The sequence below is a fragment of the Chryseobacterium sp. AG844 genome (assembly GCF_003182335.1).
GTDB classification, from domain to species: domain Bacteria; phylum Bacteroidota; class Bacteroidia; order Flavobacteriales; family Weeksellaceae; genus Chryseobacterium; species Chryseobacterium cupriresistens.
In genome coordinates, this window is sequence record NZ_QGTV01000002.1 from 256,667 (window position 1) to 271,219 (window position 14,553).

12 protein-coding genes and 4 tRNA genes are annotated in these 14,553 nt (G+C 35.8%); 7 read left to right on the top strand and 9 right to left on the bottom strand.

The features are described 5' to 3' along the window. Positions 1-9 precede the first annotated feature (9 nt). Together DEU40_RS03185 and DEU40_RS03190 are read left to right on the top strand one after the other, a co-directional pair. On the top strand, positions 10-1,203 hold the full coding sequence (locus DEU40_RS03185) for a cell surface protein (protein ID WP_110008508.1): 1,194 nt from the start codon (positions 10-12) through the stop codon (positions 1,201-1,203). Positions 1,204-1,239: 36 nt separating this feature from the next. Next, a complete protein-coding gene (locus DEU40_RS03190; RefSeq protein WP_110008509.1) occupies positions 1,240-3,498 on the top strand; it encodes a DUF5074 domain-containing protein in 2,259 nt (752 codons plus the stop codon). A gap of 142 nt (positions 3,499-3,640) precedes the next feature. On the opposite strand, the gene DEU40_RS03195 is transcribed toward DEU40_RS03190, so the two are convergent. The 7 genes from DEU40_RS03195 to DEU40_RS03225 form a co-directional block, all read right to left on the bottom strand. Beyond that, entirely contained in the window at positions 3,641-4,429 is a 789-nt protein-coding gene (locus tag DEU40_RS03195) for a T9SS type A sorting domain-containing protein (RefSeq protein ID WP_110008510.1), read from the bottom strand. Positions 4,430-4,654: 225 nt separating this feature from the next. Continuing rightward, the gene (locus tag DEU40_RS03200) at positions 4,655-5,428 is read right to left on the bottom strand and encodes a T9SS type A sorting domain-containing protein (RefSeq protein WP_110008511.1); all 774 of its coding nucleotides are present in this window, start codon (positions 5,426-5,428) and stop codon (positions 4,655-4,657) included. Positions 5,429-5,723: 295 nt separating this feature from the next. Continuing rightward, positions 5,724-5,795 (bottom strand) — tRNA-Glu (locus tag DEU40_RS03205). A 63-nt stretch (positions 5,796-5,858) separates the two neighbouring features. Continuing rightward, a tRNA-Glu gene (locus DEU40_RS03210) sits at positions 5,859-5,930 on the bottom strand. A gap of 82 nt (positions 5,931-6,012) precedes the next feature. Continuing rightward, positions 6,013-6,084: transfer RNA gene (locus DEU40_RS03215), tRNA-Glu, on the bottom strand. A 10-nt stretch (positions 6,085-6,094) separates the two neighbouring features. Then, on the bottom strand, positions 6,095-6,349 hold the full coding sequence (rpsT, locus tag DEU40_RS03220; RefSeq protein WP_002983073.1) for a 30S ribosomal protein S20: 255 nt from the start codon (positions 6,347-6,349) through the stop codon (positions 6,095-6,097). Positions 6,350-6,415: 66 nt separating this feature from the next. Next, positions 6,416-6,736 (bottom strand): hypothetical protein, encoded by a 321-nt coding sequence (locus DEU40_RS03225; protein ID WP_105683297.1) that lies wholly within the window; start codon positions 6,734-6,736, stop codon positions 6,416-6,418. A 282-nt stretch (positions 6,737-7,018) separates the two neighbouring features. Between DEU40_RS03225 and DEU40_RS22605 the strand changes: the two genes are divergently transcribed. The 4 genes from DEU40_RS22605 to DEU40_RS03245 are packed head-to-tail and all read left to right on the top strand — an operon-like array spanning position 7,019 to position 10,185. Next, entirely contained in the window at positions 7,019-9,193 is a 2,175-nt protein-coding gene (locus DEU40_RS22605) for an EndoU domain-containing protein (RefSeq protein WP_228406435.1), read from the top strand. 19 nt (positions 9,194-9,212) lie between these two features. Further along, positions 9,213-9,557, top strand: a complete 345-nt coding sequence (locus DEU40_RS03235) for a hypothetical protein (RefSeq protein ID WP_110008512.1) — start codon at positions 9,213-9,215, stop codon at positions 9,555-9,557. Positions 9,558-9,591: 34 nt separating this feature from the next. Then, the gene (locus DEU40_RS03240; RefSeq protein WP_228406436.1) at positions 9,592-9,819 is read left to right on the top strand and encodes an EndoU domain-containing protein; all 228 of its coding nucleotides are present in this window, start codon (positions 9,592-9,594) and stop codon (positions 9,817-9,819) included. A 12-nt stretch (positions 9,820-9,831) separates the two neighbouring features. Continuing rightward, positions 9,832-10,185: a hypothetical protein gene (locus DEU40_RS03245; RefSeq protein ID WP_110008514.1), complete on the top strand. Its 354-nt coding sequence runs from the start codon at positions 9,832-9,834 to the stop codon at positions 10,183-10,185. A 297-nt stretch (positions 10,186-10,482) separates the two neighbouring features. Here DEU40_RS03245 and DEU40_RS03250 read toward each other — a convergent pair. Further along, a tRNA-Glu gene (locus DEU40_RS03250) sits at positions 10,483-10,554 on the bottom strand. A gap of 60 nt (positions 10,555-10,614) precedes the next feature. Then, positions 10,615-11,901: an N-acetylmuramoyl-L-alanine amidase gene (locus DEU40_RS03255; protein ID WP_171006287.1), complete on the bottom strand. Its 1,287-nt coding sequence runs from the start codon at positions 11,899-11,901 to the stop codon at positions 10,615-10,617. A gap of 53 nt (positions 11,902-11,954) precedes the next feature. Here DEU40_RS03255 and DEU40_RS03260 point away from each other — a divergent pair, with 53 nt between their 5' ends. Further along, positions 11,955-14,540 carry a putative LPS assembly protein LptD gene (locus DEU40_RS03260; protein ID WP_110008515.1) on the top strand — a complete coding sequence of 862 codons (2,586 nt, stop codon included), beginning with the start codon at positions 11,955-11,957 and terminating at the stop codon, positions 14,538-14,540. Positions 14,541-14,553 lie beyond the last annotated feature (13 nt).

Genomic DNA, 14,553 nt, shown 5'->3' on the forward strand with positions numbered 1-14,553 from the left:
TCTTAAGACATGAACAGAAATACCTTTACTTATTTAAAAACCGGGCTTTTTTCCTTTTTCCTTTTAGGAGCGATTGCCTGTAAACATGATGATGAAGACGAATTTACCTTTAACGGCCTTGATGATTCCTATACCATTGAGCGTTTAAAGGTTTTGAGTATTCCTACCAATGCATCAGGATCGGTTACTTGGAGTATCAACGATTCTATTATTTCCCAAAACTCAGAACTTGAATTTATCAGTGTAAATGCAGATGCTTATCCTCTGACTTTAAAGATCAGGAATAAAGGAAACGAGCAGGTTTTTCATTCTAAAATAATTGTAACCAAAGAAAAAACACCTTATAGCAGATACATTTCCAAAGTACTGGAGTTCCGCCCTGCCGTAGGACAGTTTATGAATGAAATTCCGGAATATTTACCGGGGAATACTGCCGCGAATATGCTTCAGAAAGCCAATGAATCTTTGGTGGGAGGTAATTCAACCATGATCAGTCTGGGAGGATATGGGGGATATGTAGTGTTTGGTTTTGATCATACGATTCCCAATCTGAATGGACGTGATTTTAAAATACTCGGAAATGCATTCTTTGGAAATGATGCCGCGGATCAACGTTCAGGATCCTGTGAACCGGGAATTATTATGGTGGCCTACGACAGAAATAAAAACGGAAAGCCGGATAATGATGAATGGTACGAAATTGCAGGTAGTGAATATTTTAAAAATGCTACCGTAAAAGATTACAGCATAACTTATTTTAAGCCTGACGAAAATAAAACACCTGTAGCCGGAACTGAATTCTGGCAGACCGATGTGGAATATATAAAATGGAGTGACAATCTGGGGAATCAGGGCTTTAAAACAAAAAATACATTTCACGTACAAAGCTATTATCCCTTATGGTATACTGAGAGTTCTTACGGATTTTCGGGAACAAGACTCGCCAATAATTTTTATGATCAGAACGGTGACGGATCGTATTGGGTAGGAAAATCATATGAGTTCGGATATGCAGATAATGCTCCGAATAATGATGAAGCTTCCAATATTGATATTTCATGGGCGGTAGACAGAAGTGGAAAATATGTAAAACTTCCGGGCGTAGACTTTATGAAAATATATACAGGAGTCAATCAGGAAGCCGGCTGGCTTGGTGAAGTTTCTACAGAAGTAGCAGGAGCTTACGATCTGCACTTCAAATAATAAGTCAATAATACAATCTATTTAAATTAATAAAAAATGAAAAAGTTTTATCTTTTTATGATGCTTTTTCTGTTTGCATGCGTATCCAATGCACAGATAAAAGTACAGGGTGTGCCCAGAAATGATATTTCAGGGATCAGTAATCTTAATACCACTGCCATCAGTTTTTCTGATATTCAGTATTGGGTAGGGTCGGGAACCAATCAGGCTGCTTTTGTAGTACAGTGGAACGACGGTAAAAATCCTGATGCGATGGTTTGGGGATTCAAATGGAACGGAAGTGCTACCGGAGAAGACATGCTGAAAGCTATTGCTAAAGCAGACCACAGATTATATACGTTGCTTTATCAGGGAACACAATTTGGATCAGCAGTCGGAGGGATTGGATTTGATCTGAACGGCCAGGGGACCAATGCCTTGATCAAAAGCGGAAATTCCACTTATCCGTTATATCCGGTCAATGGTTTTGTCAATACGACAGCTTATGATTTCGACAGCTACACCATTGTAGATGCTGCGAACGATCATTGGCAGTCAGGTTGGACCGTGAACGGATATTGGGCGTACTGGGTAAAGAATCCGGCGGATGCAGATTTCGGATATTCCAGTGTTGGAGCTTCCTCACGGACATTGCAAAATGGTTCCTGGGATCTATGGAATTTCAATGTAGGATTTAATGAAACACCTGTTTCTTCTACCATGACTCCGGTTTCTCCCTATGTAGCTTCTACAAACTATACCAACGGATATTTTATGGTGAACGAAGAATGGTTTGGTCATACCAACGGTTCTGTAAACTTCATTGATAATAACGGCCAGATTAATTACCGTGTCTACAGTAATGCAAACAATAACCAGGCTTTTGGGGCAACTACACAATACGGAGCCATCTACGGAGATAAATTCTATTTTGTTTCAAAACAAGCTGCTGATGGAGGAGATACTCAATATACTCCCGGAGGAAGACTGGTTGTAGCCAATGCGCAGACCATGCAGAAAATTGCTGGTTTTAATAACATCGGAGGCGGTGATGGTAGGTCATTTGTGGGAGTAAACGAACATAAAGGATATATCGGTACTTCCACCGGTATCGTTCTTTTTAATATTGATAATTTACAGGTTGGTAATTTAATTACCGGAACAGGTGGAAACGGGCAGATCGGAAATATGATCCGTACTTCTCAATATGTTTTTGCCGTAAAACAGGGAGTAGGAATTTTAGTGATTAATCCTAATACCGATACGATAGTGAGTACTATTGCAGGAGGGTTCTACTCGGTGGTTCAGGCTAAAGACGGAAGTGTATGGGGAATTCAGGATCAGAAGCTGATCAGCATTAATCCTACCACTTTTGCAACACAGATCTACAATATCCCAACTACAAAGTATATCGGAGACTGGGGAGCATGGAATGCCGGAAGATTCACAGCAAGTAACAAAGAAAATGCTTTATACTGGATCAATTCAATAAGCAGCTGGAGCTCAGGAACACAGATTGTGAGATTTGATGTTACAACGAAAACATTTAACGAAAACTTTGCTGCAATTCCAGGACAAACAGGTCAGTTTAAACAAATTCCGTACGGAGCGGCTCTTCGTGTAAACCCTGTTACCGGAGAGTTGGTTCTGAATACCACAGAAAGCGGATATGGAGCACACTACCAGAAAAACTGGATTCATACCTATGATATGACCGGAGCCCTTATCAATACAAAAACTCTGAACGACTACTATTGGTTCCCTGCGTTAACGGTATTTACCAATAACTCAGTTCCTGTTGTAAGTAATGTTTTCCCTTCACAGGTTACTGCAGGAAATACAACGGCAATTGATCTGAAATCAATAGTTTCTGATGCAGACAATATGACGGTATCTGTTGTGAAATCTATCAAATCAAACAGCAACCCTGCCACGGTTTCTGCAGTGATTAACAATAATGATGAGCTGGTTCTGACACCACTTTTTTCAGGCACGTCTGATATTGTGATCAGCTTTAACTCAAACGGTAAATTAGTTGAAAAAACACTTACAGTAAACAGTACGGCTTCCACTTTAGCAACTGCTGAGGTGAAGAAACTGGAATTCAGCATTTATCCGAATCCGGTAACTGATATTCTTACGATTAAAACTCAGGAGAAAATTCAGAATGTTTCTCTTTACGATGCTTCGGGCAGAATAATCAATGTGCAGCTGAACAATGGTCAGATTAATGTAAGTGCACTTCCAAAGGGTATTTATATTGTAAAAGCTATAACCGATAAAGCGGTATATCAGCAGAAATTAATCAAAAACTAATACTATTGCAGATAGTAATCTTGTTATTTTAACCCCTGATCAATTTTGGTCAGGGGTTTTTATTGATCAATCAATAGGAGATGATATTAAAAACCCGGCAAGCTTTAAAAGCTTGCCGGGTTCATTCTGTTGTATATCTTCTTTATTTGATAATCACTTTTTTAGAGTATGTTTTTCCTTCTTTTGTCTGAAGTTTCATAATATATACCCCTTGTGGCTGTTTGGTATCAAAAGTATTTGATGTCAGCTTGGAACGGAATACTTCTTTTCCTGAAGTATTGGTTAAAGTAACTTCGGAACCTTCTGCAGAAACATTTTTGTCAAGAGTGAACTGCCCGTCCTGGCTGTGAGCCATGAAATTGATGAAAGGATCTTTGTACTGGTAAGCATAGTATACTCTAAGCTCTCCACCGATATTCAATAATCCGGAATTCACATTTATTTTAATGCGGTCAAAAGGGATGTTCATCGTCATCTCTATTTCCCCTTTGCTTGGATCTCCGCTTCCAAGAGTGATCAGTTTTGTGGCAAGACTTGTGTAATCGTTATTGGAAACATCTCCATTAAATGTTTCAATAGATACCCCGCCCAATAGCTGTGCAGATAGAGGAGTTCCGTTTGAACCTATCGCAAGAACAAGTTTATTGGTATTGTTCGCAATATTGGTAGTTGGGAAAATCAATGTCTGTTCTGTTCTTGCAAGAAGCCCCACAGAAACCTGTAGAGTAGAATAGTCATTCTCGTTGCTCCCTACAGCATTCTGAGGATTCAATACACCACAACCCAGGCATACTCCTAGCACCTGATTGGTCTGGCTGCTTGCGTAGGTTTTTACGATCTGAGCAAAAGACATTGTGCTGGTTAAAAATAGGAATGATGCCAAAACTGCAGCTTTCATCGTGCGTTGGCTCAATAATAAATAAGTTTTCATATGTAGAAAATTTTGGATTTTAGTTTTTTTGTAAATTTATAAATAAAATAATTATGTTGCATATTTTATTTCATAATTATGTGATTTGTTAATAATTTATTGATATTTATAATTGGTTATTTATTATTATTTAATGAAGTTGTTGTTTGTACTTGACTGAAAATGAATGTGAAAAATACGGCAGGCTTGAAAAAATCTACCGCATTTAATCTATCATTCATTAAATTATTTGATTAGAATTTTTTTGGAATAGGTTTTACCTTCTTTCGTTTGTACATTCATGATATAAACACCTTCCGGCTGTTTCGGCTCAAATGTATTTGATCTTATTGTAGAACGGAATACTTCTTTTCCTGAAGTATTGAACAGAGTAATTTCGGAACCTTCTACAGGCACATTTCCACCAAGAGTAACCTGTCCGTTCTGACTGTGAACCATAATATTCATTAAGGGATCCTGGTAAGCATAATAAACTCTGAAACCACCGCCAAGGCTTAGAACACCGCCTGTTAATCCGATTCTTATCCCATCATAAGGCTTTGTAGGTTTGAATTCTATTGTACCTCTGTTTGGGGTTGCGCCCAGTTTAAGAAGGCTTACATCAATTGTTCTCCGGTCATCATTGGATGTACCGCCATTCATTGTTTCAAGCGTTACTCCGCTTAACAACTGTACAGATAATGGTATGTTGTCTGTTCCGATTCCTACTACCAGCCTTGTGTCAGATCTTAGGTCAGGGAAAATTAGGGTTTGCTGAATTCCTCCCAACAGGACTGTTCCCAATACCATTGTTGAATAGTCATCCTCATTATCTCCTACAGCGTTAAGGGGATTATCAATATGACATCCCAGGCAGGCTACTCCGAATACTCCGGAGCTTTGTGCGTGTGCATAAATTCTGTTTTGTGCCAAGGACATTGTGCTGGTAGAAAATAAAAATAAAGCCATCAATCCGGCCTTTAAAGAGGATCGGCTTCCCGAAAATAAATTGAATTTCATGTTATATTTTTTAAAAATGAATAGTTTTATTCAAATGTAAGGATTAATGGAAGAAGTAAAAAAAAATATTTCCATAAATGGTGATATTTTTGATGAAATTTAATATGACTCCATCATTGGGAATGAAAATAATGTACAAATCTTACCAGTGAGATGTTTTTGTTTGATGTATTATTGTTTCAGTTAGATAAAGCCAGGTGCGGTTGAAAGCTTAAATCTGTTAATCTTGTTGAAAAGAAATTGCCGGAATCCTGTATATAGAAATAAAAAAAGGACTTTCGAAAAAGTCCTTTTGTAGCCCGTAGGGGAATCGAACCCCTCTTACCAGAATGAAAATCTGAGGTCCTAACCGATAGACGAACGGGCCCTCTATCTTTCATTACCGAAGTAATGTGTTAGCTTTTGTTTTTATAAGTGTCAACTCTTATTGTAGCCCGTAGGGGAATCGAACCCCTCTTACCAGAATGAAAATCTGAGGTCCTAACCGATAGACGAACGGGCCGGTTAGATTTATTTTAATATAGCTTTTTCTACAGTAATCTTTATAAAACCACCGTTGTTACAGTGGTCTTATAAGATGTAAGTAGCCCGTAGGGGAATCGAACCCCTCTTACCAGAATGAAAATCTGAGGTCCTAACCGATAGACGAACGGGCCAGCTATATTGTTACGCTAATTTATTAACGTGCTTTGTTAATTTGCTTTTCAAGTTAGCTGCTTTGTTCTTGTGGATAATATTTTTCTTAGCTAATTTATCCAATAAAGCGATAACTTTTGGCAATTGTTCTGTAGCAGCAGCTTTGTTCTCTTCATTTCTTAAAGCTTTTAAAGCTGTTCTAGCAGTCTTGTGGTAATATCTGTTACGAAGTCTTCTAGTTTCGTTTTGTCTGATTCTCTTTAGTGCTGATTTATGATTTGCCATATCGTTTAAATGTGAGTGCAAAACTATAAACTTTTTTTTAAACTACCAAATTTATTTTTAAAAATTTTAATTTTCTTCTGATAGATACTTTCTGAGTTTATTTATTGCCTGTTCTATTTTTAAATTTTCTTGTTCTTTCTCTAATTTTTTGATCGTATTTCCCAGCATGATCAGTGCATTATTCCATTCTCCAGTGGTATTGGTGAAAGTAAGTTCATCAATTGTTACTTCAAAAGCAACCCTTTCTCCAGTCCTGTAAAGCCTGAAACTGATTTTATCATCTCTGCCTGTAATCCCGCCTTCATTGATTTGTAAATCGTAACTTTTTGGGTTAGAGTGGATTTTCTTAAAAAGCAATTTCGCTTCTTGTATTTTTAAATCCGGCATGATATAAAATTTGATGGTCTGCAGAAAACTACAAACAATGATTTATCAATAATATTTTTCATCAGTGTTACCCTATTGGTAGAACCAACTATGGATAAATTTTTTGCAAATATAATGCTTTTGTGACATATAACATATAGGGATTGCTTTTTTCAAATAATTCTTAATACAAATATTGCTAATAGCAATATTATGAGGTGAAGTCTCAAGTAAAATAAATATAATACGTCAGGTTCTGTCGTTACCCGAATCTACATTTGGCTCATAGTAAATTCAAATGATATGATACAAAGATTAAATTACGTCTTGAGCAGAGACATTGACAGCCCTTATGGAAAAAACAGTGTGTTTTTTGAAACATTTGTTGTTCCTCCCGAAGATTTCGATAAAATCCCCGAAACTAAAGTAACAGATCGCATAAAATATACTTTCATACTATGTAAGAGTGGTGTTGAAGTGTTTGATAGGTACGAAAAAGAGGGTGTAGAAGAGAAACAATTTAAAGTTTTCTATGAAGAAGATGACCCTAAAAAAAGTAACTTTTTTGGCACAGCCTGTCGGGTAAAAATGGGAAAAGATGCCAAAAACTTCTTTAACAGAATTTATAGTAATAATCAAAATACCACATATGTAACTCCAACAGAATCAATAACTGTAAGTGGGTTTGACAATCTTGTTAGAGAGCTTGCTGATGATAAAAAGATAAACGAAACTCTTTTGAAAGGTGCAATCTATTTAGAAATTGCAGAACAAACCCAATTGAACGAAGCCTTTAAAAAGGTATTTTCTTTAAATAATCAATTGGCTGATTGGCTTAGAGGAGGTATTGAAACTGTTGAAACTTGGAAATTCACGGAAGAAAATTATGATTACGAGAAGTATTTTGTATTACCGATGTATAGTACTTATCAAAATAAAGTAGGTACAAGCGGATTTCAAAAACAAGAAGCAAAATATAAGCCCATCATTCCTGTTCCTATTTCTGCCAGAGAATACAAAACTATGCAGAATGCTTCTGAAATAGCAAGTGACGGATTTAACAAGCTCAAAGACTTTGTAGATTATTTTGATGAAATTTCCCTGGCAATAGTTTCAACTGTTGTTAAAGCAACCCCAACAATAGCGGACGATATTTTCTTTGCTGTAGTCTTCTATTTAAAGAATTTCATAGAAGATAATATCCCTGAAAGCATTAAAAATATATATAATAAACTCAAATCATTCTTTAAGGATGTCTTAGATGTCATTTCTGGGATTGGAGCGTTTATAGGAGAAAAAATCAATCAGGAAGTAGCAAAAATTAATGCTTTTTTATGTGGATTACTTAACGGTCTTATCTCATTGGCTCAAACAGTAATTATGTTATTAGCTATGATTACTGACAATCTTCCATTTTTAAATATGGAGAAATTAAGCCCTGTAGAGCTTACAAAACATCAAGAAAAGTTAGAGTTTATTGAAGATTTCGCAGATTTATTTGCTGAAAACTCAAAAGAGTTTCTTAGTGGAATTAAAAATATTTTTAGCAATGGTAAAATTTGGAAAGAAATTTCACAATTCACTGACATGCTAAAAAAGAAATTTTCAGAACTTAATGACTACTTTTGGGCATACTTTGTAGGTGCTATTGCTTTTGAGCTTATTTTGGATGCTATCATCACCTATTTTACAGGAGGCGCATCTCTTGCTGGAAAAATCTCTGAGAAGATAGCACAGGCAGCAGGTAAAATTGGTAGAGTATCTCAAAAATCAGCAAAATTAGGAAAAGCGATAAATTTTTCTAAAAACATAGGTAAGAAAATTGGTAATTCATTGGCAGATCTGTGGAAATGGTTAAAAAAGGAATTTTTAGAGTTAGTAGAAGCCATAAAAAGTGGGAATTTAGCTCATTATTTGAAGAAAAAATTCTATGAATTAACAGATGATGTGGAAGGTTTGCGTAAATTGGCTTTTGGAAGATGGCTCAGTAAATTTGACAAAGGCTTCTTCAATCATCTTGAAGGAGAGTTTAATACGGAACTTTTTATAAAAAACCTGCCTTCTGGTTTCAAATACACAGATGAAGTTTTAGTTTCCCAAGGAGGACACAGAGGGTCGGGAATTTTCAACGGAGCAATAGATGTTGAGAAAATATTAGATCCTGAAGGAGTTTATTCTATGGCTCATTTGGCAGATGATATTCCCTTTAAAGCTAAAATAAGTATTAAATACAAAGATGGTTATTTGGTGAAAAATGCTGAATCATCAATGTTTCCTAAAAATTGGGATCTTAAAAGAATACAAGAGGAAATAGCATATGTATATGAAAATACTGTAGTTAAAGGACAAGGAGTAAATCCAGCCTCATTGGGCAAAAAATTTAAACAATATAAGTTCAAAGACTCTTCAGGTAGATTTGACATATTAATTGAGGTTGATGATGCAGGAAATATTATGAATGCATATCCGCTGCTGTAAAATAAAAATATTATATAAAATGAAATATACATTTAAAAAAGATATGTGGGGAGACACAATCTTACACTCTATTCAGAGTGAAGAAAGTACTATAAACCACTTTGGTAGTTGGAATTGGACACCACAAAAAATTCAAAGTTTAATTGACGGTGTGGAACAAAGCAAAAACAAAGATTCTGATGAATCCTTTGACTGGCAAAACGAGGATGTTTTCTTCCGAAGCAATAAATATGGGGTTTTCTTTGTAGACCTCATGAAACAAAGGGCAGGTGAAAAATCTAAAAAGCAGGATTTGGATTTAGAACACGATGAGTTTATCAAGTTTCTGCAAGACTTTAAAAAATTTGTTGAAGAAAACAAATAGATTGTAGCCGCCTAAGAGATTAGGCGGTTATTTTGTGAAAAATGCAGAATCTTCTATGTTCCCTAAAAATTGGGATCTTAAAAGAATACAAGAGGAAATAGCGTATGTATATGAAAATACGGTAGCTAAAGGGCTTAATAAAAAAATAAAAGCACCTACTGACTTATTTGATAAGTACGAGGGTTCAACTTCAGTAGGATTTAAAATTAGAATAGAAGTTGACAATACGGGTAAAATCATGAATGCTTATCCAATTATTTAAAAATAAAAGAAAATGAAATATAAATTTTACATTGAAGTAATAGAAGATATAGTTACTTTTGGAATAATGCCTGAAGAAGAAAAATATAATGTTTTGTTTAGGTTCGGAGATTCGGGTTGGACTCCACAAAAAATTCAAAAATTAATTGAAGGTGTGGAACACAGCAAAAATAAAGAACCTGACGAATCCTTTGACTGGCAAAACGAGGATGTTTTCTTCCGAAGCAATAAATATGGGGTTTTCTTCGTAGACCTCATGAAACAAAGGGCAGGTGAAAAATCTAAAAAACAGGATTTAGATTTAGAACATGATGTTTTTATTAAGTTTTTACAAGACTTTAAAAAATTTGTAGAGGAAAATAGTTGATAAATTTGAGTAATAACAAGAAATTTTTAGTTTACTCTTAACATAAAGAGATTGTCTTAATCAAAGGCAGTCTCTTTTTGGTTTCCAAAATTTATAAATCTTGAAGTTTTCAAGTTGTAAATAACAAAAGTTAAAGAAAGTAAAGGAAAATTTTAGCGAACAAAAAAGATTTTCGAAATTCGCCTTGTACAAAGCGTGTATGAGCGTTCTTTTAAAATTCGTGGAGATTTCGTTGAATTTTGGAATAAAAAAATCCCTGAACCTTATATTGGTCAGGGATTGATTGATGTAGTTTTGTAGCCTATAGGGGAATCGAACCCCTGTTGCAAGAATGAAAATCTTGAGTCCTGACCACTAGACGAATAGGCCAAATTTTGAGGTTGCAAAAGTAGGAATTAACTTTTAAACTTCAAAATTATTTTTTTTGATTTATTTGTAGACCTTTTGTATCACCGTATTTTTGATACCTTTAGCTTCAAGTTCCTTCTGAAGTTTTACAGCATCTTCCAATGTGTATACTTTTCCATACGTGTAGTAGAATACACCGTTGTCCTTATTTCGTTCCACATCTTTTAAATTCTGGAGGATATAAGAATTGCCGTTCAGTTTATCACCTGCATACACTTCAATCGTATAATATCCCATATTGATTCTCTGGTTAGGCATAAATCCTACGGCAAACGCATTTCTGAAACCGGCATCCTTCGCTGTTTTAAGATTAATATCTTTTACCGAAGCCATATTGGTGACAGCATAGTAATACTTGTACTGCCCGTTTTCTTTAAGCGTAAGAATATAGTTCAGGCCTTTCAGGGCAGGATCATTTTCATTGTATTTCATAGGAGAACTCATTAATAGAATTCTGAAATCATTTTTCAAAGGAACCTCTGCAGGTTTTTCCGGCTCTGGCTTTCTTGTTGCAATAGAACCACCGGATTTTCTGTCAATCGCCTTTTTATAATCAATAATAGCATTGTAGATACTTTCTGCAATTTCAGTCTGCCCCTTATCTGAAGCAATGTAGTGACTTTCTTCAGGGTGATTGATGAACCCGGTTTCTATCAGTACAGATGGCATGGCATTCATACGGAGAACATGAAGGTTTTTCTGAAATACACCTCTTGATGATCTTTTATCTTTATTCACAAAATTATCTTCTACCAATCCTCCCAAAAGAAGACTTGATTCGAGATATTTACTTTGCTGAAGTTTCAGGGCAATTAATGATTCCGGTGAGTCCGGATTATAAGAACCAAAGATCTGCTTATCTTTTTCATCCAGGAAAATTACGTCATTTTCTCTTTTGGCTACTTCCAGGTTTTCATTATTCTGGTTAGGTCCCTGTACATATGTTTCTGTTCCATATGCTGTAGGTCTCTGGGATGAGTTACAGTGAATGGATATAAAAAGGTCTGCTTTGCTTCTGTTGGCCAGATTGGTTCTGTCAGACAGAGACGGATACTCATCTATTTTACGGGTATAGATTACCTTAAAATCTCTGTTTTTTTCTAACATCGCACCTACTTTTAATGTAATGGCAAGTGTAATGTCTTTTTCTGCGATTCTTCCGATGTCGGAATAAGTCCTGTTGGCTCCATGATCACTTCCTCCGTGTCCAGCATCCAGAACGATAGTAAACTTCTTCTGGGAGAAAATAAAGTTGCTGATAAGGATAAGGAGAAATGATAAAATTATTTTAAAATTTTGTTTGTGCATCTTACAGTTATAAAAATTATATTAATTTTGGGCCTTAATTATATAGTATAAAATTGGCCAAAACCGTCTTCAAAAATATATTACAAATTTTAATTATCCTAATTTTTAACAATTTTTTAGCACAGAAAACTCCTGAAAAATTGCCTAAAAATGCGGTTAATGATACTATTTCCAAAAAGGATACCATAGTTGTAAAAAAAGAAACCCTCAATGATGTTCTCCGTACAAAAGCGGATGATCAGAGAAGAGACGTTCCGAAAAAAATGACATTCCTGAACAAAAATGCTCAGGTAAAGTATCAGGATATGCAGATTGATGCAGATTATATCTCTATTGATGATAATAAAAATCTGATCTATGCAAGAGGAAAACAAGACTCTTTGGGCAAGATTGTGGAGCCTGTAATCACTACGCAGGCCGGAAAAAAATACGAAACCAACGAATTCAGCTATAATACAAAAACAAAACAGGCCATTGCCTTCAATGCAAGAACAGAAGAAAGTGAAGGGGTAATTATAGCGCAGAAAACCAAAAAATATAATGATTCCGTATTTGCAATGAGAAAAGCAGATTATACAACGGATGATTATTTTATCAAGAAAAAAGATACGGCAGCGGATTATTTTATGAGAGCTTATAATATTAAGCTGATTAAAACCAAAACAAAATCCCAGATCGTAACAGGTCCTATTCAGATGTTTATCGAACAGGTTCCTACACCGCTTTATCTTCCATTCGCTATTTTACCATTCTCAGATAAAAGAGCTGCAGGTATTCTGATTCCAAGTTTCGGGGAAAGAGAAGATGTAGGTTTCTTCCTGAACGGAATAGGATATTACCAACCCATTGGGGAACATTTTGACCTTAAGGTTTTAGCAGATATTTATACAAAAGGAAGCTGGAATTTACGTCCGCAGGTGAATTACCAGAAGAAATACCGTTACTCCGGAAACTTTACGGCAGATATCGGTACAATGGTGAGAGGAATCAAAGGTCTGGACGATTATACTAAAAACAGTACCTACAGAATCAACTGGACACACTCGCAGGATTCCAAAGCCAATCCTTTCCTTACATTCAGTGCTTCTGTTGATATTGTAAGTACCAAGTTCTATAACAACCCGCTTAACAACAATTACATTTTCAACCAGAATGTATTGAATACTCAGCAAAACTCTACGGTAACCCTTACCAAAAGATTCCTGAAACTGCCGATGACTATTACGGGAACTGCTTCATATTCCCAGAACTTTGCGACAGGATTGGCAGACCTTCGTCTTCCGCAGATGAACGTGGCCATCAACCAGTTTTATTTATTTAAATCAAGAACAGGGATCAGACAGGGATTGCTTGAAAATATTACAGTGAATACTGGTTTCAACCTTACCAATTTTGTGAATACTCAGGAAAATGAGTTGTTTAAGAAAGAAATGTGGGATAAAATGCAGACAGGGCTTAAAAATAATATCGCATTGGCTACCAATACAACTTTGGCGAAATATTTTACTTTCAGTTTAAGTGCGAATATTGACAATGCCCTGACAACAAAAACACTGAACAGATATTATGATCCGGTAAAGAATGTAACTGTTGATGAAATCAATAAAAACTTTACAGGATATTCTACTTTCTCCACTTCCGCCAGTCTCCAGACGACACTTTTCGGAATGATGAAATTCAAAAAAGGATCTGCTGTGGAAGCCGTAAGACATATGATGACCCCGAGTGTAAGCTTTACTTATTCCCCGGATTTTTCAAGTCCTAATTTCGGATATTACAGAAACTATTATAATGCAAACGGAGCGTTGACGCCGTACTCTATTTTTGAAAAAGGAATTATCGGAAGCCCGTCAAGCGGTATGCAGGGAGCTTTAGGTTTCAATATCGGTAACAATATTGAGATGAAAGTAAAGTCTAAGAGTGATTCTACGGGGGTAAAGAAAATCAAAATTTTTGAATCTTTAAACCTTGCAGGAAGCTACAACTTTGCAGCTAAAGATCACCCTTGGTCTGTGTTCTCCATCAACGGGCAGTCTTCATTTTTCAATAATAAGTTAACGGTAAATACCAGTCTTGCACTGGAACCTTATAAAATTGAGTTTTTACCGGGACAGGATACCGGAATAAGAACAGAGCAGTTCGGACACTTCAGTGTACAGGGATTCAATGTTCAGTTATCATATCCTTTAAGCAGCGAGATCTTTGGAGAAAAAACAGATTATGCCAAAAAATATTCCTCGAAGGGAGAAATCCGAAATGAAAATTATTATTTTGATGATGATCATTATGCTCACTTTGATCAGGCCTGGACTTTAAATGTCAGCGCCAATTACGCTTATTCCAAAGGATTAAGCAGATTTGGTAATAAAATTGCATCCATTGGATTGGATGGTAGCATCAAACTGACTCCATACTGGAATATCAACGGAAGTACCCATTATGATATGGTGACCAAAGAATTGGCATATACAAGAATTGGTTTTTCAAGAGATCAGCGAAGCTTTACGATCAATTTCAACTGGGTTCCTTTCGGACAATATAAAGTGTATGACTTCTTTATCGGTATCAAAGCCAATATCTTAAGTGATGCCTTGAAGTACAAAGACAGAAGCTTTACCCAGCCTAATGCACCTTTCTAATATCAGATTGGCA